The following is a 25930-nucleotide window of genomic DNA, read 5'->3' on the forward strand; positions in this document are numbered from 1 at the left end:
ACCACTTCGACCGGGTGATCTTCATCCGCGCCTATCTGGCCGGCAACAGCCAGTTGCTGGCACAGCAGTTTCCCACCTGGGCGTCCTATCGAAACGACAGGGTCGCCATCGCCACGGATATCACCGCATGAGCCCGCGCCCCGCCCTTGAAACCAATAGCCGCGTCATTCCCTTCCCGGCCGCCGCGACGAGCCGACGCCGCCCGGCCCCGGTCGTCGATTTGCTTGCCATGGGTGAGCTCGGCCACGCCGAGGACCATTGCGAGGCGATCCTGGGCGACGTGAAGACGGCGAGCCACAACGCCGCCGACGGCACCCCGCTTGCCGGCCTCGGCGGCATCCGCGACGGCCGGACCCTGAGCTGGGCCTGCCGCCTCATCCTGTCGCTGGTCAACCTGCGCGGCAATCCGGAGCGCGACCACGCGCTCACCCACGCCGCCCGCCAATGGCTGCAGTCCAGGGAGGTTCGCTCATGAGCCAGAACCCGAAAGACAGGCTGGTCCTGTGCGATCGCCCGGAGATCACCTTTGCCAACGGCCATGCGCTGTTTGCCACCGAGAGCCGTGGCGAGATCCGCGACGGCACGACCAGGGACGGCCAGCCCCGCATGGCCGCTTACGACGCCGGAGCCGCCGTGCTGCTCGACGCAAGCGGCAATCTCCTCGCCGGCCCGATCGACATCGATGGCGCAGAGCTTCTGGCAACCGCCATCATCGAGGGCAAGGATCGCGCGCTCACCGAACCCGGCGCAGCACTCCGCCTCGCCATCGCCTACCTCGCCTTCCTGCAAGGCGCGGCGGCACTGCTGGGAGGAAAGAGCGATGGCTGACATCACCCTCTGGCTTCCGGAATCCCGCACCGTCATCCACCAGGCGCTCGGCAAGGGAGCGGAAGAAGCCGCCGAACTGGGCAAGATCCTTGCCCGCTGCCTCATCCAGGGGCTGGATGCATCCGACCCGAAGACCGGCGTCCTCAATCTGGCAGCCCTCGCCGAAGAGCTCGCCGACGTGGAAGCGACGATCGAATGGCTGTTCGAACTCCTGCCGCTTGACGTCGACACCCACAACACCCGCGCCGGCCGCAAGCTCGACGGCTTCCGCCGCTGGAAAGAAATGCTGGAGGCCCACGCCCATGGCTAACCGCCCTTCCCGCCGCCTCGACCGACGCACCACCGCCACCCCTCATCCTGAGGTGGCCGCAGAGCAGCCCTCGAAGGACCAGGCCCCGCCGCCCGTCCAATACCCCTTCCGCATCCATTTCGACGACGGTCGCACCAAGGACGTGCACGCAGAGAACGCAGCCGAAGCCCGCGCCCGCCACAAGGCCATCGGCGCCATCACCAAGATCAAGATCATCCGGGAGAAGGACCAATGACAGACCACACCCGCGCCGGCCGCTCCGCCGAACAAACCGCGATCGCCACCTGCGAGGCCTGTGGCCACGCCATCCAGGAGGGCGAGGCCTACCTGCCCGGCCACGACACAGACTTCTGCGCAGAATGCGCCCCGACCTTTCAGTCCCTGATCGACGAGCCGGACAGCTTCGTCGACGACGACGGCGATCCGCTGACGAAGGAAGCCGCCAAAGCCTGGTTCGACGCCCATATCGCCGCCGGCGGCAAGCCGACCGACAGCATGGCGAGGGTGCGCTGATGGCCGATCACACCCATATCGAATGGACCGACGCCACATGGAACCCGATCACCGGCTGTTCCATAGTCTCGCCGGGTTGCACCAACTGCTATGCGATGGCGCTTGCCGGCACCCGCCTCAAGAACCATCACAGCCGCAAGGGCCTGACGAAAGTGGTCAACGACAAGCACGTCTGGACCGGAGAAGTCAGGCTCAATGCTGAGTGGCTCTACCAGCCACTGCGCTGGGCAAAGCCACGGCAGATCTTCGTGTGCGCCCACGGCGACCTCTTCGCCGAGGGCGTGCCGGACGAATGGATCGACCAGGTCTTCGCCGTCATGGCGCTGGCGCCGCAGCACACGTTTCAGGTCTTGACCAAGCGACCGGAGCGGATGCGGGAGTATTTGCGGAGGTTCAAGGCGTCACCACCCTCCGACGGCTTCATCACGCGAGACGGCATCCATTCCTCAGACAGCCCTCGCGGGTGGCCCATCTTCAGCAAGTGGCCCCTGCCAAATGTCTGGCTTGGCACGTCTGTCGAAGACCAGAAGCGCGCCGACGAGCGCATCCCCATCCTGCTCGATACCCCCGCCGCCATCCGCTGGATCAGCGCCGAGCCGCTGCTCGGGCAGCTAAAACTGGGACAGTATCTGGCGCTCGAATGCACCCACGAAGACGCCTATGTCGAGTGGGACACCAACGCGGTCGTATGCAGAGAATGCGAAAATATGGCCATGCTCGACTGGGTCGTCGCCGGCGGCGAGAGCGGCCATGACGCCCGCCCCATGCATCCCGACTGGACCCGATCCCTGCGCGACCAGTGCGCCGCCGCCGGCGTGCCCTTCCTGTTCAAGCAGTGGGGCGAATTCCTCCCCACCTCGATCTGTTTTCATGACTTCTGCACCCCGCAGGACAAGCACGCCGGCGAACTCTGCGCAAATGCAAATGGCCGTCTTGAAAGCTATCCGCTGGATACGTGCAACATCACCGTCATGCGCCGCGTCGGCAAACGCGCCGCCGGTCGCCTGCTCGACGGCGTCGAACACAACGCCTTCCCCCAACCCATCCGGACAGCGCCAATACAGGCCGAACGGCCGTCGCGGGACGTCCCGCGCCCCGTCCGGAGCGAAGCCGGCGCAGCCGGCGACAGCGTGAGGACAAGACAATGACCGCCCCGCTGATCTTCGACGAAGCCGCCGTGCGCGCCGATTTCGAGGCGGGCTATCGCACAAGCCAGATCGCAAGGCGCCATGGCCTTGAATATGAGGCCATGCGCCAGGTGCTGAAGCGGCTCGGCCTATCCATCCCGCTGCCGGGCCATGCGCCCCGGGTCAAGCTCGTCGGACAGCAAGAGGACAAGATCATCGTTCTCCGGCATCGCCCGAACGACATGGCCTCGAAGCTGTTGCGACACCGCATTTCCCTGCCGCGCGTCGCCATGCACATCGCCGCCCTCGAGGAGCGTTGCCCATGACGATCACCAAAACCAATGGCCGCCTCGGCATCAACTGCGACGCCTGCCCGACCCGCTATCGCCACACGGCCGAGGAAACCGCCTTCCGCGAGCTGCTGACCGAGATCGTCGACGAAGGCTGGAAACCCATCCGCAAGGCCGGCGACTGGACCCACCTCTGCCCCGACTGCGCCCGCTTTTCCGACAGGAGGCTGCTTTGACCGACGGCAAGTACCCATCCCCCCAACTGAATTTGGAGGGGCGCATTGCCGAGCTGGAGAGAGCCCTAGCCGCCGAGGAGAAGCGTAGCGGCGAACTGGTGGACCGTCTTGAAAAGGCGCGCCAGGGTAAGGAACCGGACTTCTGCTTCGATCCCGACGAGTGGGAGTTCACCTGCGACTGGGCAGACCGCAACGAAGTGCACGGCCACGGCGAGGCCCTTCAAGGCAGCGAGCCTATGAAGATCGCCACCCTCATTCGCGGCCCCAGCAAGTGGGTCGCAGACGTCCCCATCACATGGGACGTGGATGGCGAGCCGGATGAAACCGAGATCCAGTGGTTTGACAGCGAGGACGAGGCCCGCGCCGCGGCGTCTCTGAGACCGGAGGGCTCGACCGATGGACGCTAAGCAGCTCCACATCCTCCAGCATTCGCTCGGTCTAGACCAGTATGGGCGCGGCACGTTCTACCGGAACTACTTCGTGACAGGCGAAGGTAGCAAAGATCACGCCGACTGCACGGCGCTCGTCAAAGCGGGCTTTATGACCATGTGGTCTGGAAACGCCTTGAGCGGAGGCGATGATGTCTTTCGAGTGACCGACGCAGGCAAGGCCGCTGTCGCCGAACATAGCCCAGCGCCGCCGAAGCTCACGCGCAGCCAGCAAAACTATCGGGACTGGCTGAACTACGACAGCGACCTGTCCTTCATCGAATACGTGAAAATGAAAGCTCACCTTCGGGCGAAGGAGGCCGGACGAGCATGACAAAATCTGTCACCCAGCACTCGATCTACTCGCTTGAGGATAAGCTGAAGGAGACCCGCAGCAGTTACTTGCGGCTTCACGGCTGGCAGCGGACTTGCAACACCCCAGGCTCGTTCTGGATGTGGAAACGCGATTTCGCGGACATCGACGAGAAGCGCCAGGCCTATCATCCGCCAAAGGCATCTCCCTTCCAGCCTTATGGCGTGATCATGGCTGACACCGAGACCGCCGTGATGATGACCATGCGCGCTATCGACATCGATGAGAGCGGCGCGGAGGGCTCGGACGATGCTTGATGGTCGTTCAATTGACGGTGACGAGGTCCACGCCCGACTAGTCGAAGCGATTGAGAAGCCGGAACGCGCTCATCTGTGGGTGCCTGCCGACGCGATCGAGTTTACGCCGCGCGTCCTGCCTCTGGTTTACGGCGACGGTCGTGCTCTCTTCACGCTGGCGACGATCAACCAGAGGCCGGCCTATTGGGTCATCCGCGGTTGCAGCACATGGGGCTGCGACATGGATCGCAGTAGCTCTGATGGCCCAAACTTCGGCGACTTCACCGATAACATTCTCACGGACCTAGAGGAGGCTTTCGGCAGCGGCCGATGCGGCTACAGCGGGGAGAGCTTGTTCTACCCGAAGGAGGAGCGCCACTGCGACTGCGAAGAATGCCAGGATGACTATGTCGCAGCATGGCCAGAAGTGGACGGCTACGGCGGTTGCTCATGGTCACGATGCGATTGGCCGGACGGCTTCGAGGTAGAGATCCACCCCTTGAGCGGCGCGCGCGATCTTCTGGCGCTGCCCCCATCACCCCAGCCGAGGGAGGCCGGCCAGTGACTCCCGCCACCGCCATGCCCCTCGAAGAGGCCAAGGCGATCTTCCGCCGCGCCCGGGTCACGGCCAGGCTCTGCGCGCCGGAATGGTCGCGGATCTACGATACCGCCGCGCGACTCGCCCAGATCGGCGCCCGCGATCCTTTGACCGGCGCCACCGAGGCGATCGCCACCCTGTCGCGCAAATGCCCCTTCGACGACGAGGATCTGCTGTTCAACGCACCGCTTTACCTGCGGGCTTCGATCATGGTCGCGGAGGCCGCCTTTGCCGAGATCGAGCGCCTTCGCTCCGAACTTTCCGGCCGGCACCAGGCCGAGACCCGCGAAAGGGAGACAAAGGACTATGCCGCCCAATGCGCCATGCTCTGCCAGCGCGGCGATTTCGCCCGCTATCTCTCCGAACGCCACGGCCTGGAAGCGACAGACAAGGAGCGCGTCGCCGCCCGCGTCCGCTCGGTTCTGTCGATCACCTCGCGTGCCGAGCTCAACACCGACCCCGCCGCCGCCGCCCGCTGGCACCAGCTGCGCGCCGATTTCGAATCATGGAGGAAGGGATGACCGCCCCAGCCATCATCAAGGCCGCCGACCTGAAACGTATGGCGAAGGTCGCCAAGGCGAACAATGTCTCGGTCTGGATCGAGATCGACGGCAAGCGCATCGGAGTCTCGCCGGAAATGCCGGCCGTCCAGGGCACAAAGCCCCTTGCCAAATATGAGGACTTTGATCTCTGATGGAGGACATGGCCCGCAAACCCTATCTCTCCCGCGAAAAGACCCGCCACGGCAAGTTCGTTTGGTATTTCAAACGGGCGGGAAAGCGCATCCGCCTGCCCGAACCTTACGGCAGCGAGGCGTTCAACGCGGCCTATGAGCGGGCTTTGACGGGCATGGCCACCATGCCGGCCAAGGGGAAGGCGCAGGCCGGATCGCTAAGGTGGCTGGTTGACCAGTATAAGCTGAGCGCCGTCTTCGCCCAGCTCGCGCCGGCCACGCGCCGCGCGCGGGAGAACATCCTGCTGCAGGTGCTCGCCGACCCGAAGAACGCAGACGGCCCCTTCTCGGCCGTGACAAAGGCTGCGATCAAGAAGGGCATGGACAAGCGGGCGGCAACACCGAACGCCGCCAACAATTTCCTCAAAACCATGAGCCACCTGTTCAAATGGGCGGCCGAGGCCGAGCATGTGGAAACCAATCCCTGCATCGGTGTCTCGAAGGTTTCGGTAAAGTCAGACGGGTTCCACACCTGGACCGTCGAACAGGTCGAGCAATACCGGGCGCACCACAAGCTCGGAACGAAACCCCGGCTTGCGATCGACATTCTGCTCTTTCTCGGCCTGCGCCGCTCCGACGCCGTCGTGGTCGGCCGGCAGCACCTGAAGGATGGCGTGATCGCGCTGCGCACGCAAAAGACCGGGCAATGGGTCTATCTGCCAGTCTTCGAGCAGCTGAGAGAATCGATTGAGGCCACGCCGACCGGCGATCTCGCCTTCCTGACGACGGAAAAGGGCAAGCCCTTCAGCTCGGCCGCATCCTTCGGCAACTGGTTTGCCAAACAGTGCCAGGCCGCAAATCTCCCCAATGTCTGCCGCGCCCACGGCCTTCGAAAAGCCGGCGCGACCATCGCCGCCGACCAGGGCGCAACCGCGCACGAACTCATGGCCATGTATGGTTGGGCGCGTCTCGGAATGGCCGAACTCTACACCCGCGAGGCCGACAAGAAGAAGCTCGCCCGCGGCGCATCGGAACGTCTGTCGAACAGACTATAAGTCGCACCTTCGACCCTGCGTGGTCGCACCTTGAATAACTTCAATGGCTTAGGTGTAGTAATGGCGACCCCTGCAGGACTCGAACCTGCGACAACCTGCTTAGAAGGCAGGTGCTCTATCCAGCTGAGCTAAGGGGCCTTATCGATGTGGAACCCGTCGGCCGGCTTGGTCGTCTCGGGACGGACCGCCACGGTCCGAGCAGGGTCAGTGGGTCCAGGGCTGAAGGCGGCTGAACTTGAAATTATCGGTGTAGGACAGGACCTGCCGCTTGGCTTCCTTCGGCGGGATCACGCGGTATTCGATGCCCTCACGCTGTGCATAGGCTTCGGCCTGCTCCTGCGTTTCGAAGAGCAGCTTCACCTGCTGCCGCGTATCGGCTGAGGTCGTGTAGCCCATCATCGGGTCGATCTTCTTCGCAATGGCCTGGTCGAATTCAAGTATCCAGACATGCGTCTTCGCCTTGCCGGACTGCATAGCGGTCTTTGCGGGGCGGTAGATCTTTGCAGACATGTCGCATCCAACTCCAAAGGACGGCCAGGGATCGCCCTACCCCGTCTTGTTCATGGCACCGACCGCAGCTTTCGGCTGCGGCAAATTCCTGTTCCAGGGCCAGAAGACGGCTCATCCCGGAGGCTCCAGCAATGCCGGATTACCATTCCCCTCGTAGCGACGAATGAGATGTTTTTCAAGGGGAACCTCCGGGATCGGAGCGGAATGCAAGAGAGCGCCGCACCCCGGGGGGCGCAACGCTCTTCCACTCTTGACCACACAGGCGCTGCAATCGAAAGCAGATGGCGCATGAGCGACATCTTGCCTTCTTACCGGCCTGTCCGCAGGCAGAGGGCCGGACTAATCCGCGCACTTATCGTCATTGGATGCAGAGGCGGCCGCGGTTTCTTCGCCCTGCTGCTGGGCGGCAACATCCTGATTCGACGTCGCCAAATTCTCGTCAGCAGCCAAAGGCATGGTGCTGCCGTCCTTCCGGACACCACCACTGGCGCTCGCCTGGCCACCGGTGGCGCCTTCCAGGGGAACGTGGGTGCCATCCTTGGCTATGCCCGCCGCGGATTTGTCATTGATCGAGCCGGTTACGTCGTCACAAGCCGCAAGGCTTGGATTGGAAGCGAAGGCCGCCATGCCGATGGCAGCCGTGATGGTTGCAAGCTTTCTCATGTTTCATCCTCCGTGTTGGATGAAAAGGAACGCAAGCAAAAGACTATAGGTTCCGGTGGAATGCACACTCTGAGAACTGGCGAGGATAAAGCGCGCCTGAAGTTTCACGGTAACACGGGAACGGCTTTTACCACTCCAGTGGGAATTTAGTGTGTCGGAACAAGACATCGACACTGCTTGCAATGGTCGGAGTGGAGAGATTCGAACTCCCGACCCTCTGGTCCCAAACCAGATGCGCTACCAGGCTGCGCTACACTCCGTTCCAGCAATGGGAGCGGAATACACGGTTCACCCCGGACCCGCAACTGCAAAAAAGCGCTTTCCGCAGGAGCGTACGAATTCACAGGCCCGCCTCTAGTCCGACGCGCCTTTCGGCGGGGTCAGATCCACCACCGCCCCTTCGGCAAGGCCGAGCGTAGCCGCTTGGCCGCCGCGAATCTCCAGCACGTAGCGCACCGGTGTGCCCGACGGGATGATCGCCTCGGAAAAGGGCGCGGTCCGGGACGCGACGCGCTTCACCAGCCCGTTCTGGTCGATGAACAGCATGTCGAGTGACAGAGGCGTGTTCTTCATCCACATCATGACGTCGCGCACAGTGCCGAAGTCGAAGATCATGCCCTGATCGTCGCCCAATTGTTCGCGGAACATCAGGCCGTGCGCGCGCTGATCCGGCGTGATCGCCCATTCCACGTCGAGCTCGATCTTCTCTCCCCCGGTGGTTCTGATCGTAAGCTTCGATCGATCAAACTGCGGCGCCTGGGCCGCTGCCGGCCAGACGAAGACCCATAAAAAAAGCGCCAGAAAAGCGCTTTTTACAATGCGACTGATCATCGCCCGGGGTCTCAATGCGCCCGGACCGACGGGCCGGGAGTGTCGGGGTGGATTTCGGCGGCCATCAGGCCCTTCTCGCCAGGTCCGAAGCGGACAAGAACCGTCTGGCCTGGGCGAAGCTCGGTGAGGCCGTAACGGCGCAGCGTTTCCATGTGAACGAAGATGTCCTCGGTGCCCTCGCCGCGCGTCAGGAAACCAAAGCCCTTGGTCCGATTGAACCACTTGACCAGCGCCCGTTCCAGACCGCTGGTCGCGGTCACCTGCACATGGGTGCGCACCGGCGGGAGCTGCGAGGGATGAACCGCGGTCGACTGGTCCATGGAAAGAACACGGAAGGTCTGGTAGCCGCGATCACGCTTCTGGATGAGCGCGACGATGCGCGTGCCTTCGAGAATGGTATGGTAGCCGTCGCGCCTAAGACAGGTGACGTGCAGCAGAACGTCCTGCATCCCGTTGTCCGGAACGATAAAGCCGAACCCCTTGGCCACGTCGAACCACTTGACGACCCCGGTGATCTCGGTCAGCTCAACTGCTTCGCCGGACAGATCCTCGAACCCGACGAGCCCTTTCGGTGAAATCCTGTCCGTCATTTCCCAAAGCCCCTCGAAACGCGTCACATCGCAGAGTTAATTGATTCTTGAACTTAAGATTAACATTCGAGCGATGGATCTACGCAAGTCCTAGTTTGACATATACCCAAATGCTTTTTGCCTTTGCAGCCTTGCTCGAAGCTGTCGCCTGCCCCATATCCCTGCAATTCTCTGGAGGACCTTCATGCGCTATCTTCACACCATGGTACGCGTCAAAGATCTCGACGCCTCGCTCGATTTTTACTGCAACATCTTCGGACTGACGGAAATCCGCCGAATGGACAGCGAAAAGGGCCGTTTCACGCTGGTCTTTCTGGCTGCGCGAGACGATCTCGACCGTGCACGCGCCGAAATGGCGCCCTGCCTCGAACTCACCTACAACTGGGATGCGGAAGACTATGCCGGCGGGCGCAATTTCGGCCATCTCGCCTACGAGGTCGACGACATTTATGCCATTTGCCAGAGGCTGATGGACGCCGGGGTGACGATCAACCGCCCGCCGCGCGACGGCCACATGGCGTTTGTTCGGTCGCCTGACGGGATTTCGATCGAGATCCTGCAGAAGGGCGAGAGCCTTGCTCCCGCCGAGCCCTGGGCCTCCATGCCGAACACGGGCGCCTGGTAGCGCGGACCTTCCCGCCTCGCGCAAGTTTAGCGCGCTAGATCTGATGCAATCACGAGTCCGCCGGTCCGCGGCGGACGGTGGGCGCTGGCCCCGGTCGCTGGATCGGAGCGGAGATGCCCGCCAATCGGTATGCAAAAGGTCAGCCCGTGTCGCACAGCATGCAGTCCATCCGGGGCGGTTTGATCGCCCGCCTCGCACTCCCCGCCGTCGCCACCCTTCTGCTCGCCGCCTGCCAGACAACGGCGGGCAGTGCTGTCCAAGGCGATATAGCCGCGCCTGAGGCAGCAAATGCCCTGCCGGTGAAGAAGGCCAATGGGGCCAATCCTTATTCCGATCCGCTGGTGGTGAGCGCTTCATCTCCCGCCTCGAAATCCGCGGCAGTGCCCGCCGGAGACAGTGCGCTCACAGCCTTCGCTCCCGCATCGGCAAACCTTGGCGAACTGACCATGCAACCGACCTCGGTCAATGCGAGTCGCAACAGTCTGTTCTCCCAAGCGCCCGCGGCCGAAGGCTTCGACCCTACAACCGACATCACGGCCGCGACCGAGGGCGCGAACACCGGCTCGACCAGCATCGTGGTTCCCGCCGATCTGCCGACGCGCCAGGTCAATGCGATGAGCAAGAGCCTGTTCAGCGCTGATCTGCGCCAGCCGGAACCCCCAGTCGTCGGTGAAACCGCCCTGCCGGTCGAGTCGGCGTACGGCCAGCCGGTTTACACACCTGAGGAACAGCCGGTCTATGCAGAGCCTGGGTCGGCAGCCTTGCCGATCACGGGCGAGGACCGCCCGGAAGTCGTCCAGGCGGCGCCCAACAAGGATGAGCCCGCCGCGGACAAGAAGCGGAAATGGCTGCCTTCGATCGCCGAGGTGTTTGGCCGGAAGAAGAGCTAGACGAACGCCACCGGCAGATCCCTCGACAAGCGCGAAACCGGTCCGTAGCACGCCGTCCATTCCCTGTGTCCGCGGCGTGAGCGGTCATTTTCAGGTCTCCAAACCATTGTATTCGCTATTCAAAAATGCCGTCGCATTCGTGCGTTTTGTCTTTGTCACATTTTTTGAGAAAAACGGAACTTGGCGCTTGCGGGAATAAAACGACCTGACTATAAGGGCGCCACAACGAAGCGCAGGCGCCCTTCGTCTATCGGTTAGGACACCAGATTTTCATTCTGGGAAGAGGGGTTCGACTCCCCTAGGGCGTGCCACTTCTTTCCTTCTCTCTCCATGAAGACTTGATCCAGAAATTGTGTGGGCGATCTGCCACTGCACGCCGCCCGGCAATCGTCACCGACGCTCATCGTGCCGTTTTCCACATGCCGATGTTTTTCAAAATTGGAATGGAAAAACAGCAAGATTCCCCTTGCGGGTTTTCCGAGCCCTGACTATAAGGGCGCCACAACGAAGCGCAGGCGCCCTTCGTCTATCGGTTAGGACACCAGATTTTCATTCTGGGAAGAGGGGTTCGACTCCCCTAGGGCGTGCCACTTCACCTTACGTTATCCGGCATCCTTACCTTACGTCAGAACGCCTTGGCCGCGTCCAGAACGCGCATCTGCACACGGCGCGATCCCTGCCAATGATCAGCGCTGAGCGTACCGGCGACATGAATTTGGGTCCCCCGTCCATTGAGTAGGAAATTGCCGAGCGCGGTCTCGGCCGCGCGGAAGGCGATGCCCTCCAGCCGTGTGCCGTCGGCAGCCTCGAGCGTGATCTTGACGTAAGTCGTGCCGACCGGCCTGGCATCGCGAAGACGATGGGCAGGTACGGCAAAGATCGGCTGCGGATGACCGGAGCCGTAGGGTCCGGCCGCCTCCAACTGGTCGATCAGCACGATGGTCGCGCCCGATGCACCAAGCGCACCGTCGATCTTCAGCGTCTGGTTGGCGGCAAGCGCCCCCACCTGTTCGGCAGAGGCCTCGTCGAAAAAGGTCCGCAGACGGCCGAGATTAGCACGCTCGACGGTCAGGCCAGCCGCCATGGCGTGCCCCCCGCCTTTCACCAACAGGCCCGAATCGACGGCGGCGCGAACCATGCGGCCAATATCGAATCCGTTGATCGAACGCCCCGAACCGCTGCCCTTGCCGTTGGGATCGAAGGCGATCGCGAAGGCCGGCCGCTTTAACTTTTCCTTCAGCCGTGCCGCCAGCAGGCCGACAATTCCGGGATGCCAGTTGTCGCGTGCCGTGACGATTACAGAGGCCGCCTCGCCGTTGCCATATTCGGCCAGCGCCTCCGCTTCCGCTTCCGCCAGCATGACCTGTTCCATGGCCTGACGCTCGCGGTTCAATTCGTCCAGCTTGTGGGCGATCTGCTCGGCCTCGCCGGCGTCATCCAGCGTCAGCAACCGACTGCCAAGCGCCGCGTCGCCGATTCGTCCGCCGGCGTTGATGCGCGGGCCAACGAGGAATCCAAAATGGTAGGGTGTGACCGGGCCGCCGATGCCGGCCACGCGCAGAAGGGCGGCAAGGCCGACGTTTTGCTGGTGGCGGGCGGCGATCAGGCCCTTGGCAACATAGGCACGGTTCAGACCCTTGAGCGGCACGACGTCACACACCGTCGCCAGCGCCACGAGGTCGAGCCAAGCCAGAAGATCGAGCGAGCGGGCCTGCGGATGGCCATTCTGGCGCAGCACGCGCAGGGTGGCGACCAGGACAAGGAAGACCACGCCGGCGGCGCAGAGATGCCCCTGCCCCGACAGGTCGTCCTCGCGGTTCGGATTGACCAGGGCGAGACAAGGCGGCAGCTCGTGCCCCATCTGGTGGTGATCGATCACCACCACATCAATGCCGCGTTCCTTCGCCACCGCCAGTGCCTCGAGGCTGGTCGAGCCGCAGTCGACCGTGACGATCAGTCGGGCGCCACGATCGATCAACTGGCCCATCGCCGCCGGGTTCGGCCCATAGCCCTCGAATATGCGGTCGGGAATGTAGATTTCCGAATCGATACCGAAATGGTGCAGAAAACGCCAAAGCAATGCGGAGGACGCCGCGCCATCGACGTCGTAGTCGCCGAAGATCGCCACGCGTTCGCCGCGGCGGATCGCTTCGACCAGCCGTTCGGCCGCCGCCTCGCAATCCGTCAGCCGGTAGGGGTCGGGCATCAGGCTGCGGATGGAAGGTTCGAGAAAGGCAGGCGCGTCGTCGACGGCGACGCCCCGTCCGGCCAGCACTCGCGCCACAAGCTCTGGCATGCCGTGAAGCTGGCTCATCGCCAGCGCCCGGTTCTGCCCGGCCTGGTCGAGGCGCGACACCCAGCGTTGCCCGGAGACCGAGCGATCAACGCCAAGGAATGCGCGCGGGACGGGATCTACGGGTTCTTCCATGCTGTCTGCGGTCCATTGCATCTGCCCCCTTTCTACAGGTCCGCAGGCAAATGACCAGCCCTGCCTCAGGCAGGCGTCATGCTATGGCTCATATGAACGTCAAGGCACAAGCAATCGGACAAGCCTGACCAAGACTGGGCATTCACGCAAGAAACCAGGCGACGGCGAGGAAAGGCACAGTCATCAGTGAAACATGGACAAGGATGACGGCCCAGTTGCGTGCGCCCTCCAAACCATCGTCGTCACCCTTTCGCCACCGATCATGGCTCGCGCTGCTCCGACCGTGCGCGAATTCCTGCTCTTCAGCTGGCATCATCAAGCCCCTCCCCGAACCCGATTGTACTGACGCCAAAGGATAGCGGGCCTGCGTGGAGGATGCGAGCGGCACGTTCGCGATATATCGATGTGGGTGGCGATTACGCACCGAAAACGTCGCGCGGTGCAGCGGTGCCGGCCGTTGAGCTAGCACCGCTCGGCAGCGCTTTACACTGTCTTCGGGCGCTCGATGCGGATGACCTGCGGTTCGCCGACGAGATAACCCTCGCTCCTGATGGCGGCGACAGCCTTGCGCACGGCGTCTTCCATCGTCGCATGGGTAACGAGGATGATGGTCACCGGGGCGTCTGCGGCTGCGTGCTCAGAGCGCTGAACGATCGATTCGAGCGAGATATTGTTGTCCGCCATCCTGGTCGCGATGCTGGCGAAGACGCCGGTGCGGTCGACCACCGTCAGGCGGATGAAATAGCCACCTTCGTGACTGCGCATCTGCGCCCGACGGTAGGGTTCCAACAGGTGCGCCGGACGGCCGAGTACCGGAACCTGCTGGGTGCCCGGACGGGTCTTGGCGATGTCGGTAATATCCCCCAGCACGGCCGAAGCGGTGGCATTGCCGCCGGCACCGGGGCCGACCATCAGCAGTTCACCGAGAATGTCGGATTCGAGCGCAACCGCATTGGTGACGCCGTCAACCTGCGCGATCACCGAATTGAGCGGTACCATGGTTGGGTGGACCCGCTGCTCGATCCCGGTGTCGGTACGCTGTGCGACCCCCAGAAGCTTGATCCGGAAGCCAAGGTCGCGGGCCGCATGGATGTCCTCGATCGAGATATTGCTGATGCCCTCGAGATAGATGTCATCTGCGGCAATCTGGCTGCCGAAGGCGAGAGTTGTCAGGATCGACAGCTTGTGGGCCGTGTCATTGCCCTCGATATCGAAGGTCGGATCGGCCTCGGCATAGCCGAGACGCTGCGCTTCCGTGAGGCAGGCTTCGAAGGTCAGGCCCTCCTTCTCCATCCGGGTCAGGATGTAATTGCAGGTGCCGTTCATGATGCCGTAGACGCGGGAGAAATGGTTGCCCGTCAAGCTTTCGCGCATTGCCTTGATCACGGGGATGCCGCCGGCGACGGCCGCTTCGTAGTTGAGCAGCAGTCCCTTGTCCTCGGCCAGCTTGGCCAGTTCCACGCCATGGCGCGCGAGAAGCGCCTTGTTGGCCGTCACAACGTGCAGCCCGCGGGCCAGCGCGGCGCGAACCGACATGTCGGCTGCACCCTCGGCTCCGCCGACGAGTTCGACGAAGACGTCGATGTCGCCCTTCTCGGCCATCTCGACCGGATTGTCGAACCACGAGATGCCGCTCAAATCGACACCGCGATCCTTATTGCGGTCGCGCGCCGAAACGGACGTGATCTGGATGGCACGACCGCAGGAAACGGCCAGTTCATTGCTGCGCTGTTGAAGGATGCGGACCAGCGAGGCACCCACGGTGCCGAGCCCCGCAATGCCAATTTTAAGGGCATCAGCCATAAATCAATCCTGACGTTTGAAAATCGAAGGCAGGCGGCCGCGAACGGGCCGCCCGGAAGAACTAACGGTGCACGTTGAGCGGGATCACATTGTGCATGGTATCGTCGGCGCTCGACATGAACTTTTTGATGTTGCGGGCAGCCTGACGGATGCGGTGCTCGTTCTCGACGAGAGCGAGGCGCACGTATTCGTCACCCATTTCACCGAAGCCTATGCCCGGAGCAACCGCGACGTCGGCCTTTTCAACCAGAAGCTTGGAAAACTCCAGCGAGCCGAGCGAGCGGAATTTCTCCGGGATCTTCGCCCAGGCAAACATGGTCGCCGCCGGCGCCGGCACCTCGAAGCCGGCCTTGCCGAAGCTTTCGACCATGACATCGCGGCGACGTTTGTAGATCGAGCGGACTTCCGCAATATCGGTACCGTCCCCGTTGAGCGCATGGGTTGCAGCGACCTGGATCGGGGTGAAGGCACCGTAGTCGAGGTAGGACTTGACGCGAGCCAGTGCCGCGATCAGCCGCTCGTTGCCGACGGCAAACCCCATGCGCCAGCCGGGCATGGAAAATGTCTTCGACATCGAGGTGAACTCGACCGCGACATCCATGGCGCCCGGCACTTCGAGCACGGACGGCGGCGGGTTGCCATCGAAATAGATTTCCGAATAGGCAAGGTCGGACAACACGATCAGTTCGTGCTTCTTGGCGAAGGCGATCACGTCCTTGTAGAAATCGAGGCTGGCCACCCGCGCCGTGGGGTTGGACGGATAATTGATGATCAGCGCGATCGGCTTGGGGATCGAATGGCGCACCGCCCGCTCGAGCGGCGGGAAGAAAGTCTCATCTGGCTCGACCGGGATCGAGCGGATAACACCGCCGGTCATCAGGAAGCCGAAAGCATGGATCGGATAGGTCGGGTTCGGGCAGAGCACCACGTCGCCGGGCGCGGTAATCGCCTGGGCCATGTTGGCAAAGCCTTCCTTCGAGCCGAGCGTCGCCACGACCTGGGTGTCGGGGTTGAGCTTGACGTTGAAGCGGCGGGCATAATAGGCCGCCTGGGCGCGACGCAGGCCCGGGATCCCCTTTGAGGAAGAATAGCGGTGGGTGCGCGGGTCCTGGACCGCTTCGCAGAGCTTGTCTACGATCCCCTGCGGCGTCGGCAGGTCAGGATTTCCCATGCCAAGGTCGATGATGTCGGCGCCCGCGGCTCGCGCGCTCGCCTTCAAACGGTTGACCTGTTCGAAAACGTATGGCGGCAGACGCCGGACCTTGTGAAATTCTTCCATCTTCAACCCCTGGAACCGCACGGACTGAACCGCTGCAGGCGGGTTCGTTTTGCCTGGTGAAAGCCCGTCCCGCAACGAACCGCATAACCGGGACGGGCAAAGTGTAATACATGCGGCATGGTCGCCGCAAATCTTGGCGCAATTGCGCCCAGGCCGGCCAATGCCAAAGCGGAATTCGCCTGCCCCGTAGGTGCTGCTTTGCGTAAAAAGTCGGACAAAGGCAAGCGCTATTTGGCGATCTGCGCCTGCGCGTCCGGGCCATGCTCTGCGGCAATCTTGCGCAACAGCACAAGCCGCCGCTGATACTCTGCCTCGGAAATGGTTCCAGCCTTGCGCGCGGACCCGAGCGCGGAGAGTTTGGCCTGCAGATCAGCCGCTTCCTCGTTGCCCATCTGCACATTGGCCGCCGTCAGGGAACCAGAGAAATCTGGATAGCCATCGGCGGAGCGCGACGGCGGGGCAGCGGGAGCATCCGGTTCGACGACAGTCACTTCAATGCTGGCCGCGCGCGCGGGCGAAACGGCGGCCCGTTCCGCCGGCGTCGTGCAGCCTGACAGGCCAACCAGCACGGAAAGCACAATCAGCCCCCCGACCCTCGGTGTTGCCCCCATTGCCCAAGTATCAACGATCATTATCGAATCCAGACGCCGGGAAATCGCCCGGCCCGCTCAAGCCATCGTTTCGTCACATGGCCTATGTCAGACTATGCTTTCGTAACTATGGAACTTGTAGTCGTTTTCAGGCAGGATGCGCAATTGCAAAAGACGCCGAGAAAATGATCCTGGGGAGGACGGTTTGACCAGCACACGCGAAGAGGCAGGACAGGATGCAGCAAAGGCGCCAGGCTTCGATCCAAAGCTGATCGAGCCTTACGTCGTCAAGGACCCGCAAGCCCTGACGCTCAACGTGGCAAAAGCGTTGGAAAACCTCGGAAAGGCGGCATCGACCTGGCTCGGCCCCCGCGAACGCGGCGAAATCGTCGATCCTGTTTCGGAGCCCATGACCGAACTGGTCAAGACCATGTCGAAGGTGACCGAATACTGGATGTCCGACCCGAAGCGGACGCTGGAGGCGCAGACGCAATTGCTCGCCGGCCTGTTCGGCATGTGGACGACTTCTCTTGCACGTTTCTCCGGCGACGGCTCCACTCAACCGGCAGAGCCGATCAAGGACAAGCGCTTCGCCGACGAGGACTGGCAACGCAACCCCTTCTTCGACTTCCTTCGGCAAGCCTATGTCATACTGGCCGACTGGGCCGAGAAAATGGTCACCGAGGCCGAGGGCCTCGACGAGCACACCCGCCACAAGGCGGAATTCTACATGCGCCAGATTATCGCGGCGCTGTCGCCCACCAATTTTGTCATGACCAATCCGCAGCTTTACCGGGAGACGGTGGCCAGTCACGGCGCAAACCTGGTCAAGGGAATGCACATGCTCGCCGAGGATATCGCAGCCGGTGGTGGCGAGATCCGTATCCGACAGACCGACACCAGCAAGTTCAAGGTCGGCGAGAACATGGCGGTGACGCCGGGCAAGGTGATCGCCCAGAGTGAGATGTGCGAGGTCATCCAGTACGAGCCGGCGACCGACACCGTTCTAAAGCGACCGCTGCTGATCTGCCCGCCGTGGATCAACAAGTTCTACATCCTCGACCTCAACCCGCAGAAATCCTTCATCAAATGGTGCGTCGAACAGGGGCACACCGTGTTCGTGATCTCCTGGGTCAATCCGGACGAGCGGCATGCGAAAAAGGATTGGGAGGCCTATATCCGCGAGGGAGTCGATTTCGCCCTCGACACCGTCGAGAAGGCGACCGGCGAAACGCAAGTCAACGCCATAGGCTATTGCGTCGGCGGCACGTTGCTAGCGGCAGCGCTCGCGCTGCATGCCCAGGAAGGCAACAGGCGGATCGCCAGCGCCACGCTGTTCACCACCCAGGTCGACTTCACCTATGCGGGCGATCTCAAGGTTTTCGTCGATGAGGGGCAGATCGGCAGCATGGAGGACCGGATGAAGGCCTCGGGCTATCTCGACGGCTCGAAGATGGCGGCCGCCTTCAACATGCTGCGCGCCTCGGAGCTGATCTGGCCCTATTTCGTCAATAACTACCTGAAGGGCCAGGATCCGATGCCCTTCGACCTGCTCTATTGGAACTCCAATTCCACCCGTATGGCGGCAGCCAACCACTCCTTCTACCTGCGCAATTGCTACCTCAGCAACACGCTGAGCCAGGGCAAAATGGAACTCGCCGGAAAGACCCTGTCGCTCAAGGACATCAAGATCCCGATCTACAACCTCGCCACCCGCGAGGACCATATCGCGCCGGCAAAGTCGGTCTTCGTCGGCTCCAGCCTGTTCGGCGGGCCCGTGGAATACGTACTGTCAGGCTCCGGCCACATCGCCGGCGTCGTCAATCCACCGGACAAGCAGAAATATCAGTACTGGACCAATGGCGCGGTCAAGGGCACCTATGAAGACTGGGTGGCCGGGGCCGAGGAGACGCCCGGCTCCTGGTGGCCGCACTGGCAGCGCTGGATCGAGGCGATGGATGACAAACGCGTCCCCGCCCGCATTCCTGGCGGTGGCGCGCTCAACGCCATAGCGGATGCGCCGGGCTCTTATGTGCTGGCAAGGGTTTAGCGGTGGCTTTGCCACCGCTTCTGCCCCTTTGCGGCCCGGCGCCCGACACGTTAAACCGGTCAACATGATCTTCGACCCGCCCCTCGTCCCTGCCCGGCTCATCCGCCGCTACAAGCGCTTCCTGTTCGATGCCGTGCTCGAAGACGGCCGCGAGATCACCGGCTTTTGCCCGAACACCGGATCCATGCAGGGGCTGACGGCGCCGGGCTCGCGCATCTGGCTCTCGCAGCACGATAGCCCGAACCGCAAATATGCCCATGCCTTCGAGCTGATCGAGGCGGAGGGCACCGTGGTCGGTGTGCATGCGGCGATCGCCAACCGGCTGGCGGAAGAGGCGATCCGCGGCGGCCTGGTGTCGGACCTCGCAAGCTATCCGGTGATTGCCCGCGAACAGCGCTACGGCGCCCGGTCGCGGATCGACTTCCTGCTGTCCGCCCCGGATCGCCCCGCCGCCTATGTCGAGGTCAAGAACGTGCATTTCATCCGCCAGGCGGGCCTTGCCGAATTTCCCGATACGGTGACCGCTCGCGGCGCGCGGCACCTCGAAGAACTGATCGAGATCGTGCGCGGCGGGCAAAGGGCCGTCATGCTCTATCTCGTCCAGCGCGCGGATTGCCGGTCCTTGCGCATCTGCGGCGATCTCGACCCGCTCTATGCACGGACCTTTGCCCGCGCGATCGAGGCCGGAGTCGAGGCTCATGCGGTAAAATGCCGGGTCACGCCTTCGGAAATCGTGCCGCTTTGCCCGATCGCCATGGACGAACCCGGCCTTGCTGCATTATGTACGACGAATACAGCTCTTTCCACGATCGAAAGCGGATGAATGGTAACCTACATCGAAGCGGCGACCGCCCCGCTCAAGAACACCGGCGCGATCAGGCTCTATGGACCTGAGGATTTTGCGGGCATGCGCAAGGCCTGCCAGCTGACGGCACGCTGCCTCGACGAACTCGTGCCGATGGTCAAGCCCGGGCTCACCACCGATGCCATCGACCGCTTCGTCTTCGAATTCGGCATGGACAACGGCGCGCTGCCCGCGACGCTGAACTATCGCGGCTATACCAAGTCTGTCTGCACCTCGATCAACCACGTCGTCTGCCACGGCATTCCCAACGACAAGCCGCTGCGCGACGGTGACATCGTCAATATCGACGTGACCTACGTGCTCGACGGCTGGCACGGCGATTCGAGCCGCATGTATCCGGTGGGCGAGATCAAGCGCGCCGCCGAGCGCCTGCTGGAAGTCACCTATGAATGCCTGATGCGCGGCATCGCCGCCGTGCGCCCCGGCGCCCGCACCGGCGCGATCGGCGAGGCGATCCAGACCTATGCCGAAGCAGAGCGCTGCTCCGTGGTGCGCGATTTCTGCGGCCACGGAGTTGGCCGTCTGTTCCACGACAGCCCGAACATCCTGCATTACGGCCGCGCCAACGAGGGGCCGGAACTGAAGGAAGGCATGATCTTCACCATCGAGCCGATGATCAATCTCGGGCGGCCGCATGTAAAGGTGCTGGCCGACGGCTGGACGGCGGTGACCCGTGACCGGTCGCTGACGGCGCAATACGAGCACGCCGTCGGCGTCACCGCCACCGGCTGCGAGATCTTCACCCTGTCGCCGGCCGGATTCGACCGGCCGGGCCTTCCGCCGCTCAAGGGCTGACCATGGCAAAGCCCCCTCCTCCCGGCCCCCGCGACACCGAAGACGAACCCGCCTTCGACCTGCCGGAGCCGGACGGAGGGGAGAATGGCGAAGCAGGCGACGAACGCGGCTTCTTCGCCGAACAGGTGGCGAAATCCGGTGGATTGAAGAGACGCCCCGCCGTTACAGAGGCAGCCGAGGCCTCGGACGCGCACTACCACGGCCATCGCGACCGCCTCAGGACGCGCTTCCGCGAAAACGGCGATGCGGCGCTGGCCGACTACGAGATCCTCGAACTCCTGCTCTTCCGCCTGATCCCGCGACGCGACACCAAGCCGATCGCCAAGGCGTTGATCGCCCGCTTCGGTTCGCTGGCCGGCGTGTTCGGCGCCCCACCGGCGCTGCTGCAGGAGGTGAAGGGCGTCGGGGAAAGCGTCGCGCTCGAACTCAAGTTGATCGCCAGCGTCGCCCAGCGCATGCTGAAAAGCGAGATCCGCGGCCGCCAGGTGCTGTCCTCCTGGTCCTCGGTCATCGACTATTGCCACACGGCGATGGCGTACGAATCAACTGAGCAGTTCCGCATCCTCTTCCTCGACAAGCGCAATGCGCTGATTGCCGACGAGGTGCAGGGCCGCGGCACGGTCGACCATACGCCGGTCTATCCGCGCGAGGTGGTCAAGCGGGCGTTGGAACTCTCGGCGACCGCCATCATCCTCGTCCACAACCATCCGTCCGGCGACCCCACCCCGTCGCGTGCCGACATCGACATGACGAAAATGATCGTCGACACGGCCAAACCGCTCGGCATCACCGTGCACGATCACATCATCATCGGCCGCGACGGCCATGCCAGCCTGAAGGGGTTGAGGATGATCTGAGGGTGGATTCGGGCGGCCGGAATTCTTGAGCAAGTGCAGCAGCACGGCGCCTGACGAATGCGGCGTCGCCCAATTCCGCGGCTACGTAAGGCGCAATGTCATGTCCCACCGATCCAACCCGGAAGCGAAACCATCAGGTGTGACTTTCGAGACGATGAAGCCAAAGTCCTCGTAGAAACCACGGGTATGCTGGCTTGTAGCCAGCCTCAGCACAGCGATGTTCGGGATCGTGCGCGCGAGCGCAAGTCTGGCCCGAGTCAGACGGGTTCCCAGTCCCTGACCGTGAAGCGCCCTCTCGACCATTCCCCATGCCAAAACGGCTTGCCGCGTCTCTGTCATGGCAATTAGCCCTCCACAAGCGATCACAGAACCTTGGCGTGTCAGTACCAAATAGGGTCTATCCTCAGCATTGATGCCGCCCAAGAATTCGCAAAAGTCTGCACGCTCCTCCGGAGCAAAGAAGGTTGGCACGTTGCTATCGAATATCGCCAGACAAGCAGAACGATCGTTGAATATGTAGGGTCGGCATACAATATCTTTCATCCTGTATGCATAGCAGATCGCCCTCAGTTGCCTAGCGCAGCATCTGTCTCGCTCAAGGGTCGTCTTTGCAGTTCCCCCGCCCATCCAATGCAAAAAGGCCGCCCACCGGGCGGCCTTTCCACATGTCCGTTCAACAATCCGAAGCTTACTCGGCGTCGCCTTCGGCAGCCTTCTTCTTCGGAGCAGCCTTCTTCTTCGGCGCTGCGGCTTCTTCGCCTTCGGCGGCGTCGTCAGCCTTGGCGGCGGCCTTCTTCTTCGGGGCTGCCTTCTTGGCCGGCTTGTCGCCTTCTTCGGCTTCGTCGTCGGCCAGCAGTTCTTCCTTGGAGACCTTCTTGTCGGTCACGTCGATCTCGGTCAGCAGCTTGTCGATGACCTTTTCTTCGAAGATCGGAGCGCGCAGCGAAGCGGAGGCGCCGGGCGTGTTGCGGAAGAAGTCGAGGATCTGCTTTTCCTGGCCCGGGAACTGCTGCAGCTGGGCATAGAGCGCGCGCTGCATTTCGTCCTCGGTGACTTCGACGCCGGCCTTCTCACCGATTTCCGAAAGAACGAGGCCGAGGCGAACGCGGCGCTCGGCGAGCGTGCGGTATTCGGTGCGGGCTTCCTCTTCGGTCGTGTCTTCGTCGGCGAAGGTCTTGCCGGACTGGGCGAGATCGGTGTTGATCTGGCGCCAGATGTTCTCGAACTCGGCGTCGACGAGCTTGGAGGGCGTGTCGAACTTGTAGAGTTCGTCCAACTGGTCGAGGATCTGACGCTTGACCTTCTGGCGGGTGACGTTGCCGTACTGGCTCTCGATCTGGCCGCGGACGATTTCCTTCAGCTTGTCGAGCGATTCGATGCCGAGCTTGGAGGCGAGTTCGTCGTTCAGTTCGATCGCGGCCGGTGCCGCCACTTCCTTGACGGTGATGTCGAAGGTGGCTTCCTTGCCGGCGAGGTTGGCGGCCGGATAATCGGCCGGGAAGGTCACGGTGATGACCTTTTCATCGCCAGCCTTCAGGCCGACGAGCTGGTCCTCGAAGCCCGGGATGAAGCGGTTCGAACCGATGACCAGTTCGGCATCCTCGTCCTTGCCGCCATCGAAGGCAACGCCGTCGACCTTGCCGAGATAGTCCATGGTGACGCGGTCACCTTCGGCGGCCTTGCCCTTCTTGGCTTCGAACGTGCGGGCGTTCTCGGCGATCTTCTCGATCTGCTCGACGACTTCCGCATCCGACACGTCAACCACTTCGCGGGTGACCTTGATGCCGTCGACCGGCTTCAGTTCGATCGGCGGGATGATCTCGTAGGAGAGCGTGAATTCGAGATCGGCCTGGGCCGTGAGGATCTTGTCGGCTTCCGCCTCGTCCTCGGTCATGGCGATTTCCGGCTGGGTCGCCGACTTTTCGCCGCGCTCCGAGAGAATCGCCGACGGCTTGTCGCGGATGATCTCGTTGACCAGTTCGGCCATGATCGATTTGCCGTACATCTTCTTCAAGTGACCGACCGGAACCTTGCCGGGACGGAAGCCGTTGATGCGGACCTTGTCCTTGGTCTCGGCCAGGCGCTCGTTCATGCGAGCTTCCATGTCCTTGGCCGGGATGACGACCTTGATTTCGCGCTTCAGCCCTTCAGCGAGCGTTTCGATAACCTGCATGTTCTTACCTTCATGTCGTGGCGGCCGTGCTCGGACAGCCGGTTGTTTCCCTGAGCACGACGCCGGAATCTACGGTTCCCGGACGTGGCTGCGGCGCAGTCTTCAAGCATTCCTGCCAAACAAAACGGTGAAAGGTGTGGCGGGATCGTCCCGGTCCGCCTCGTACCGCCCCGCTCGGCAAATCTGGTGCGGGTAGAGAGACTTGAACTCCCACGCCTTGCGGCACCAGAACCTAAATCTGGCGTGTCTACCAATTTCACCATACCCGCGTCCAAAGAAAATGCATGCAGCGCTTGCGCATGCCCCTCCGGAGCGCGCGTCTCTATATCACCCGTTTTTGCCTGCGCAAAGGAAAAATGACACCACAGCGTCCGCCTTCCCGAGGAAAGGGGCGCAGGCGGAGCTTCGCCGGGCCGCGGCGCCGAGCACCGCCGCAAAGGCTGGTATCGGGCGTGACGGCGGGGCGCGCCGGCGGGAAACGCTGGCTCGCTAGTAAAGCGGCTCCTCATAGAGCGCCGCGCCGCCCATGCGCAGCTCGCGGATCTGGCCTTGCCCGCCCTTGCCGACGCGTACGACCACCGTCACATCGCCCTCGTTGCGCGCCGTCTCGATTTCTCCGCCCTCGCCTTCCGGCACATAGAAGCGCTCGATGCCGTAATCGACCCGAAGGATTGGGCCGGCCTCGAGGTCTGCCTCCCCGTTATAGCGGAAGCGCTGCGTCTGAAGGATGACGCTGCCGTCTTGCGGCGCAAGCGTGCCGAACGAGGCTTCCGCGACCGTCCAATAGCCGTCGCTGCCCTGCCTCAGCCGCACCTGCATCGTCTGCCAGCCGGCATCGGCCGGGCGGTCGCCGATGATTATCGACGCCGGAATGGCCGAGATGTCGTAGGCGAGAATGACATAGTCGCCGCGCAGCAGGTCGCGCGGATCGACCGGTGCCGTCTTCAGCACGATCTCGTCGCCAGACCGCAAGATCCCCGCCCGGCTCTCGATCATCGCCCCGAGCACCGCCGTCTGCAGCAATGAAAGGCCGGCAGCGATCGCCAGATAGCGCAGTCCCATGGTCTTGCCCCCTTCGTTACTCATGCTCGCACCTCCGCAACCCGCTTGGCGAACAGCTTTTCCAGCCGCACCATGACCAGCGCCAGGACGGCGACGACAAGACCGGCCAGCAAGAAGAAGGCCGACGTTCCAAGCATGGAATCGATGGTGACGAAGGAAAGATAGAGGACCTCGCAGGCGAAGACCCCATAGGCCAGATAACGGACGGCGCCGTTGTCGCGCCCGTCGAGCGCCAGCGCCACCAGCGCCGCGGCCAGCGTGACGAGCCCCAGCAGGGCCAGTTCTCCGCCCTCAGTCCAGTGCAGATGGAGGAGGCCAAGCCCGAGCAGGGCGAGCACGAAGGAATAGAATGCGGGGCCGCCGCCCTGCCGGCGCAATATTTCAAAGACAGGCGACATCGGCAGCGCCGCGGCGAGGAAAAGGACCAGACCGACCGCCGCATAGGCAATCGCCGTTCCCACTTCCGGCCAGAGCGAATAGAGCCATCCGCACCAGCCAAGCAGCAGGAGATAGATGAAATGCCGCGCGCGCTCGGCCCCCGTCCAGGCGCTCAGAATTCCGATCACGAAGCCAGCGAGAACTGGCCACCAGCCATAGACCCCGTGCCATCCTCCATCGAACTCGACGAGGAAGGCGCCGAAGGCGGCAAACGAGAGGAATCCGGCCATCACCGTCAAAGCGCCGGATCGGAAGGCGGCGGCCGAGAGCACCGTCATGGCGAACCACAGCAGCATGGCGTCGAAAGCATCGCCCGACAGGTGGTAGAGTTGGCCGATCAGCGAGATTGCTCCGCCGAAACAGGCCGCCCCCAAGACCAGCAGGGCACCGCCGAGACGGTCCGCGCCCCGGCCGAAGGAAATCGCCGCAAGCAAATGAAAGATCCAGATCAGCGCGATGATACCGCCAACCTTCACCAGCCGAGGAATGTCCTGCCAGTTGGCGGCGATCAGCAGCAGGATCGAAGCCGAGATCAACACTGCGGCGAGAATCATCAGAACGCCGCCGATGCTGAAGGTCGAGCGGCGCGAATCGTAGTCCCGCAGCATTGCGTCGGCCGCGTCCTGGCCGATCAGCTGTTTTTCCACCCAGATTGCGAGATCTCGCTTCAATCTTCCGCGATACATGAAATTCTCCACACCAGCCTGCCTCGTCACGGCAAGACCCGATCCGATTGCTTTTGACTTTGTTACCTGACCCATTCTTGAGCCGAGAGCCGGAAAAACACAATCCGGATTGGCTGACCAAGAATGGG

34 protein-coding genes and 5 tRNA genes are annotated in these 25930 nt (G+C 62.8%); 23 read left to right on the top strand and 16 right to left on the bottom strand.

The features are described from left to right. Nucleotides 1–127: 127 nt before the first annotated feature. From ACWPVA_RS07640 to ACWPVA_RS07710, 15 genes are read left to right on the top strand one after another with little or no spacing between them, the layout of a single operon-like run. Nucleotides 128–475: a hypothetical protein gene (locus ACWPVA_RS07640; RefSeq protein ID WP_454287118.1), complete on the top strand. Its 348-nt coding sequence runs from the start codon at nt 128–130 to the stop codon at nt 473–475. Beyond that, a complete protein-coding gene (locus ACWPVA_RS07645) occupies nt 472–828 on the top strand; it encodes a hypothetical protein (protein WP_454287119.1) in 357 nt (118 codons plus the stop codon). Before ACWPVA_RS07640 ends, ACWPVA_RS07645 begins: the two co-directional genes overlap by 4 nt. Next, nucleotides 821–1138 (top strand): hypothetical protein, encoded by a 318-nt coding sequence (locus ACWPVA_RS07650; RefSeq protein ID WP_454287120.1) that lies wholly within the window; start codon nt 821–823, stop codon nt 1136–1138. The genes ACWPVA_RS07645 and ACWPVA_RS07650 overlap by 8 nt, the downstream gene beginning before the upstream one ends. Continuing rightward, a complete protein-coding gene (locus tag ACWPVA_RS07655; RefSeq protein ID WP_454287121.1) occupies nt 1131–1373 on the top strand; it encodes a hypothetical protein in 243 nt (80 codons plus the stop codon). The genes ACWPVA_RS07650 and ACWPVA_RS07655 overlap by 8 nt, the downstream gene beginning before the upstream one ends. After that, nucleotides 1370–1651 (top strand): hypothetical protein, encoded by a 282-nt coding sequence (locus ACWPVA_RS07660; protein ID WP_454287122.1) that lies wholly within the window; start codon nt 1370–1372, stop codon nt 1649–1651. The genes ACWPVA_RS07655 and ACWPVA_RS07660 overlap by 4 nt, the downstream gene beginning before the upstream one ends. After that, nucleotides 1651–2799, top strand: a complete 1149-nt coding sequence (locus ACWPVA_RS07665; RefSeq protein WP_454287123.1) for a phage Gp37/Gp68 family protein — start codon at nt 1651–1653, stop codon at nt 2797–2799. Before ACWPVA_RS07660 ends, ACWPVA_RS07665 begins: the two co-directional genes overlap by 1 nt. Continuing rightward, entirely contained in the window at nt 2796–3104 is a 309-nt protein-coding gene (locus tag ACWPVA_RS07670) for a hypothetical protein (protein ID WP_454287124.1), read from the top strand. Before ACWPVA_RS07665 ends, ACWPVA_RS07670 begins: the two co-directional genes overlap by 4 nt. After that, nucleotides 3101–3304 carry a hypothetical protein gene (locus ACWPVA_RS07675; protein ID WP_454287125.1) on the top strand — a complete coding sequence of 68 codons (204 nt, stop codon included), beginning with the start codon at nt 3101–3103 and terminating at the stop codon, nt 3302–3304. Before ACWPVA_RS07670 ends, ACWPVA_RS07675 begins: the two co-directional genes overlap by 4 nt. Beyond that, nucleotides 3301–3711, top strand: a complete 411-nt coding sequence (locus ACWPVA_RS07680) for a hypothetical protein (protein WP_454287126.1) — start codon at nt 3301–3303, stop codon at nt 3709–3711. The genes ACWPVA_RS07675 and ACWPVA_RS07680 overlap by 4 nt, the downstream gene beginning before the upstream one ends. Further along, nucleotides 3701–4066, top strand: a complete 366-nt coding sequence (locus ACWPVA_RS07685; protein WP_454287127.1) for a hypothetical protein — start codon at nt 3701–3703, stop codon at nt 4064–4066. The genes ACWPVA_RS07680 and ACWPVA_RS07685 overlap by 11 nt, the downstream gene beginning before the upstream one ends. Next, a complete protein-coding gene (locus tag ACWPVA_RS07690) occupies nt 4063–4362 on the top strand; it encodes a hypothetical protein (RefSeq protein ID WP_454287128.1) in 300 nt (99 codons plus the stop codon). Before ACWPVA_RS07685 ends, ACWPVA_RS07690 begins: the two co-directional genes overlap by 4 nt. After that, nucleotides 4355–4906, top strand: coding sequence for a hypothetical protein (locus ACWPVA_RS07695; protein WP_454287129.1), 552 nt, complete (start codon nt 4355–4357; stop codon nt 4904–4906). Before ACWPVA_RS07690 ends, ACWPVA_RS07695 begins: the two co-directional genes overlap by 8 nt. Then, nucleotides 4903–5460, top strand: a complete 558-nt coding sequence (locus tag ACWPVA_RS07700) for a hypothetical protein (RefSeq protein ID WP_454287130.1) — start codon at nt 4903–4905, stop codon at nt 5458–5460. The genes ACWPVA_RS07695 and ACWPVA_RS07700 overlap by 4 nt, the downstream gene beginning before the upstream one ends. Next, nucleotides 5457–5633, top strand: a complete 177-nt coding sequence (locus ACWPVA_RS07705; protein ID WP_454287131.1) for a hypothetical protein — start codon at nt 5457–5459, stop codon at nt 5631–5633. Before ACWPVA_RS07700 ends, ACWPVA_RS07705 begins: the two co-directional genes overlap by 4 nt. Beyond that, on the top strand, nt 5633–6667 hold the full coding sequence (locus ACWPVA_RS07710) for a site-specific integrase (protein WP_454287132.1): 1035 nt from the start codon (nt 5633–5635) through the stop codon (nt 6665–6667). The genes ACWPVA_RS07705 and ACWPVA_RS07710 overlap by 1 nt, the downstream gene beginning before the upstream one ends. Nucleotides 6668–6728: 61 nt before the next feature. Here ACWPVA_RS07710 and ACWPVA_RS07715 read toward each other — a convergent pair. The 6 genes from ACWPVA_RS07715 to ACWPVA_RS07740 all read right to left on the bottom strand — a co-directional run bounded on the left by ACWPVA_RS07715 (nt 6729) and on the right by ACWPVA_RS07740 (nt 9261). Further along, a tRNA-Arg gene (locus ACWPVA_RS07715) sits at nt 6729–6805 on the bottom strand. A gap of 66 nt (nt 6806–6871) precedes the next feature. After that, complete coding sequence (locus ACWPVA_RS07720; protein WP_454287133.1) at nt 6872–7177, bottom strand: ETC complex I subunit; 306 nt, start codon at nt 7175–7177, stop codon at nt 6872–6874. 339 nt (nt 7178–7516) lie between these two features. Continuing rightward, nucleotides 7517–7840 (bottom strand): hypothetical protein, encoded by a 324-nt coding sequence (locus ACWPVA_RS07725; RefSeq protein WP_454287134.1) that lies wholly within the window; start codon nt 7838–7840, stop codon nt 7517–7519. Nucleotides 7841–8023: 183 nt separating this feature from the next. Next, nucleotides 8024–8100 (bottom strand) — tRNA-Pro (locus ACWPVA_RS07730). A gap of 94 nt (nt 8101–8194) precedes the next feature. Beyond that, entirely contained in the window at nt 8195–8671 is a 477-nt protein-coding gene (locus ACWPVA_RS07735; RefSeq protein ID WP_454287135.1) for a DUF192 domain-containing protein, read from the bottom strand. An 11-nt stretch (nt 8672–8682) separates the two neighbouring features. Then, nucleotides 8683–9261: a cold-shock protein gene (locus ACWPVA_RS07740; RefSeq protein ID WP_454287136.1), complete on the bottom strand. Its 579-nt coding sequence runs from the start codon at nt 9259–9261 to the stop codon at nt 8683–8685. Between the two features lie 184 nt (nt 9262–9445). Between ACWPVA_RS07740 and gloA the strand changes: the two genes are divergently transcribed. The 4 genes from gloA (at nt 9446) to ACWPVA_RS07760 (ending at nt 11366) form a co-directional block, all read left to right on the top strand. After that, entirely contained in the window at nt 9446–9886 is a 441-nt protein-coding gene (gene gloA, locus ACWPVA_RS07745; RefSeq protein ID WP_454287137.1) for a lactoylglutathione lyase, read from the top strand. A gap of 146 nt (nt 9887–10032) precedes the next feature. Beyond that, nucleotides 10033–10776, top strand: a complete 744-nt coding sequence (locus tag ACWPVA_RS07750) for a hypothetical protein (protein ID WP_454287138.1) — start codon at nt 10033–10035, stop codon at nt 10774–10776. 236 nt (nt 10777–11012) lie between these two features. Then, nucleotides 11013–11087 (top strand) — tRNA-Glu (locus ACWPVA_RS07755). 204 nt (nt 11088–11291) lie between these two features. After that, nucleotides 11292–11366 (top strand) — tRNA-Glu (locus ACWPVA_RS07760). Between the two features lie 35 nt (nt 11367–11401). Here ACWPVA_RS07760 and recJ read toward each other — a convergent pair. The 5 genes from recJ to ACWPVA_RS07785 form a co-directional block, all read right to left on the bottom strand. Further along, entirely contained in the window at nt 11402–13204 is a 1803-nt protein-coding gene (recJ, locus tag ACWPVA_RS07765) for a single-stranded-DNA-specific exonuclease RecJ (RefSeq protein WP_454287139.1), read from the bottom strand. 142 nt (nt 13205–13346) lie between these two features. Further along, nucleotides 13347–13520, bottom strand: a complete 174-nt coding sequence (locus ACWPVA_RS07770) for a hypothetical protein (RefSeq protein ID WP_454287140.1) — start codon at nt 13518–13520, stop codon at nt 13347–13349. Between the two features lie 167 nt (nt 13521–13687). After that, entirely contained in the window at nt 13688–15007 is a 1320-nt protein-coding gene (locus ACWPVA_RS07775; RefSeq protein ID WP_454287141.1) for a homoserine dehydrogenase, read from the bottom strand. Nucleotides 15008–15068: 61 nt separating this feature from the next. Beyond that, nucleotides 15069–16286 carry an LL-diaminopimelate aminotransferase gene (locus ACWPVA_RS07780; protein ID WP_454287142.1) on the bottom strand — a complete coding sequence of 406 codons (1218 nt, stop codon included), beginning with the start codon at nt 16284–16286 and terminating at the stop codon, nt 15069–15071. A 227-nt stretch (nt 16287–16513) separates the two neighbouring features. Beyond that, the gene (locus ACWPVA_RS07785; protein ID WP_454287143.1) at nt 16514–16918 is read right to left on the bottom strand and encodes an SHOCT domain-containing protein; all 405 of its coding nucleotides are present in this window, start codon (nt 16916–16918) and stop codon (nt 16514–16516) included. Between the two features lie 163 nt (nt 16919–17081). Here ACWPVA_RS07785 and ACWPVA_RS07790 point away from each other — a divergent pair, with 163 nt between their 5' ends. The 4 genes from ACWPVA_RS07790 (at nt 17082) to radC (ending at nt 21443) form a co-directional block, all read left to right on the top strand. Next, nucleotides 17082–18926, top strand: a complete 1845-nt coding sequence (locus ACWPVA_RS07790; protein ID WP_454287144.1) for a PHA/PHB synthase family protein — start codon at nt 17082–17084, stop codon at nt 18924–18926. A 64-nt stretch (nt 18927–18990) separates the two neighbouring features. Next, nucleotides 18991–19749 (top strand): DNA/RNA nuclease SfsA, encoded by a 759-nt coding sequence (sfsA, locus tag ACWPVA_RS07795; protein ID WP_454287145.1) that lies wholly within the window; start codon nt 18991–18993, stop codon nt 19747–19749. Further along, complete coding sequence (map, locus tag ACWPVA_RS07800; protein ID WP_454287146.1) at nt 19750–20586, top strand: type I methionyl aminopeptidase; 837 nt, start codon at nt 19750–19752, stop codon at nt 20584–20586. A 2-nt stretch (nt 20587–20588) separates the two neighbouring features. Next, nucleotides 20589–21443 carry a RadC family protein gene (radC, locus tag ACWPVA_RS07805; protein ID WP_454287147.1) on the top strand — a complete coding sequence of 285 codons (855 nt, stop codon included), beginning with the start codon at nt 20589–20591 and terminating at the stop codon, nt 21441–21443. An 81-nt stretch (nt 21444–21524) separates the two neighbouring features. On the opposite strand, the gene ACWPVA_RS07810 is transcribed toward radC, so the two are convergent. The 5 genes from ACWPVA_RS07810 to ACWPVA_RS07830 form a co-directional block, all read right to left on the bottom strand. After that, a complete protein-coding gene (locus ACWPVA_RS07810) occupies nt 21525–21986 on the bottom strand; it encodes a GNAT family N-acetyltransferase (protein ID WP_454287148.1) in 462 nt (153 codons plus the stop codon). A gap of 145 nt (nt 21987–22131) precedes the next feature. Next, complete coding sequence (gene tig / locus ACWPVA_RS07815) at nt 22132–23616, bottom strand: trigger factor (protein WP_454287149.1); 1485 nt, start codon at nt 23614–23616, stop codon at nt 22132–22134. Nucleotides 23617–23800: 184 nt separating this feature from the next. Next, nucleotides 23801–23885: transfer RNA gene (locus tag ACWPVA_RS07820), tRNA-Leu, on the bottom strand. A 220-nt stretch (nt 23886–24105) separates the two neighbouring features. Beyond that, nucleotides 24106–24702: a GDYXXLXY domain-containing protein gene (locus ACWPVA_RS07825; RefSeq protein WP_454287150.1), complete on the bottom strand. Its 597-nt coding sequence runs from the start codon at nt 24700–24702 to the stop codon at nt 24106–24108. After that, a complete protein-coding gene (locus tag ACWPVA_RS07830; protein ID WP_454287151.1) occupies nt 24699–25802 on the bottom strand; it encodes a DUF2157 domain-containing protein in 1104 nt (367 codons plus the stop codon). Before ACWPVA_RS07830 ends, ACWPVA_RS07825 begins: the two co-directional genes overlap by 4 nt. Nucleotides 25803–25930: the final 128 nt, after the last annotated feature.

The sequence above is a fragment of the Rhizobium arsenicireducens genome (assembly GCF_964021225.1).

Excerpts from the sequence above, each read along its gene's own strand:
- ACWPVA_RS07640 (WP_454287118.1), top strand. The coding sequence starts at position 128 with ATGAGCCCGCGCCCCGCCCTTGAAACCAATAGCCGCGTCATTCCCTTC.
- ACWPVA_RS07645 (WP_454287119.1), top strand. The coding sequence starts at position 472 with ATGAGCCAGAACCCGAAAGACAGGCTGGTCCTGTGCGATCGCCCGGAG.
- ACWPVA_RS07650 (WP_454287120.1), top strand. The coding sequence starts at position 821 with ATGGCTGACATCACCCTCTGGCTTCCGGAATCCCGCACCGTCATCCAC.
- ACWPVA_RS07655 (WP_454287121.1), top strand. The coding sequence starts at position 1,131 with ATGGCTAACCGCCCTTCCCGCCGCCTCGACCGACGCACCACCGCCACC.
- ACWPVA_RS07660 (WP_454287122.1), top strand. The coding sequence starts at position 1,370 with ATGACAGACCACACCCGCGCCGGCCGCTCCGCCGAACAAACCGCGATC.
- ACWPVA_RS07665 (WP_454287123.1), top strand. The coding sequence starts at position 1,651 with ATGGCCGATCACACCCATATCGAATGGACCGACGCCACATGGAACCCG.
- ACWPVA_RS07670 (WP_454287124.1), top strand. The coding sequence starts at position 2,796 with ATGACCGCCCCGCTGATCTTCGACGAAGCCGCCGTGCGCGCCGATTTC.
- ACWPVA_RS07675 (WP_454287125.1), top strand. The coding sequence starts at position 3,101 with ATGACGATCACCAAAACCAATGGCCGCCTCGGCATCAACTGCGACGCC.
- ACWPVA_RS07685 (WP_454287127.1), top strand. The coding sequence starts at position 3,701 with ATGGACGCTAAGCAGCTCCACATCCTCCAGCATTCGCTCGGTCTAGAC.
- ACWPVA_RS07690 (WP_454287128.1), top strand. The coding sequence starts at position 4,063 with ATGACAAAATCTGTCACCCAGCACTCGATCTACTCGCTTGAGGATAAG.
- ACWPVA_RS07695 (WP_454287129.1), top strand. The coding sequence starts at position 4,355 with ATGCTTGATGGTCGTTCAATTGACGGTGACGAGGTCCACGCCCGACTA.
- ACWPVA_RS07705 (WP_454287131.1), top strand. The coding sequence starts at position 5,457 with ATGACCGCCCCAGCCATCATCAAGGCCGCCGACCTGAAACGTATGGCG.
- ACWPVA_RS07710 (WP_454287132.1), top strand. The coding sequence starts at position 5,633 with ATGGAGGACATGGCCCGCAAACCCTATCTCTCCCGCGAAAAGACCCGC.
- ACWPVA_RS07720 (WP_454287133.1), bottom strand. The coding sequence starts at position 7,177 with ATGTCTGCAAAGATCTACCGCCCCGCAAAGACCGCTATGCAGTCCGGC.
- ACWPVA_RS07725 (WP_454287134.1), bottom strand. The coding sequence starts at position 7,840 with ATGAGAAAGCTTGCAACCATCACGGCTGCCATCGGCATGGCGGCCTTC.
- ACWPVA_RS07735 (WP_454287135.1), bottom strand. The coding sequence starts at position 8,671 with ATGATCAGTCGCATTGTAAAAAGCGCTTTTCTGGCGCTTTTTTTATGG.
- ACWPVA_RS07740 (WP_454287136.1), bottom strand. The coding sequence starts at position 9,261 with ATGACGGACAGGATTTCACCGAAAGGGCTCGTCGGGTTCGAGGATCTG.
- gloA (WP_454287137.1), top strand. The coding sequence starts at position 9,446 with ATGCGCTATCTTCACACCATGGTACGCGTCAAAGATCTCGACGCCTCG.
- recJ (WP_454287139.1), bottom strand. The coding sequence starts at position 13,204 with ATGGAAGAACCCGTAGATCCCGTCCCGCGCGCATTCCTTGGCGTTGAT.
- ACWPVA_RS07770 (WP_454287140.1), bottom strand. The coding sequence starts at position 13,520 with ATGATGCCAGCTGAAGAGCAGGAATTCGCGCACGGTCGGAGCAGCGCG.
- ACWPVA_RS07775 (WP_454287141.1), bottom strand. The coding sequence starts at position 15,007 with ATGGCTGATGCCCTTAAAATTGGCATTGCGGGGCTCGGCACCGTGGGT.
- ACWPVA_RS07780 (WP_454287142.1), bottom strand. The coding sequence starts at position 16,286 with ATGGAAGAATTTCACAAGGTCCGGCGTCTGCCGCCATACGTTTTCGAA.
- ACWPVA_RS07785 (WP_454287143.1), bottom strand. The coding sequence starts at position 16,918 with ATGATCGTTGATACTTGGGCAATGGGGGCAACACCGAGGGTCGGGGGG.
- sfsA (WP_454287145.1), top strand. The coding sequence starts at position 18,991 with ATGATCTTCGACCCGCCCCTCGTCCCTGCCCGGCTCATCCGCCGCTAC.
- map (WP_454287146.1), top strand. The coding sequence starts at position 19,750 with ATGGTAACCTACATCGAAGCGGCGACCGCCCCGCTCAAGAACACCGGC.
- radC (WP_454287147.1), top strand. The coding sequence starts at position 20,589 with ATGGCAAAGCCCCCTCCTCCCGGCCCCCGCGACACCGAAGACGAACCC.
- ACWPVA_RS07810 (WP_454287148.1), bottom strand. The coding sequence starts at position 21,986 with ATGAAAGATATTGTATGCCGACCCTACATATTCAACGATCGTTCTGCT.
- tig (WP_454287149.1), bottom strand. The coding sequence starts at position 23,616 with ATGCAGGTTATCGAAACGCTCGCTGAAGGGCTGAAGCGCGAAATCAAG.
- ACWPVA_RS07825 (WP_454287150.1), bottom strand. The coding sequence starts at position 24,702 with ATGAGTAACGAAGGGGGCAAGACCATGGGACTGCGCTATCTGGCGATC.
- ACWPVA_RS07830 (WP_454287151.1), bottom strand. The coding sequence starts at position 25,802 with ATGTATCGCGGAAGATTGAAGCGAGATCTCGCAATCTGGGTGGAAAAA.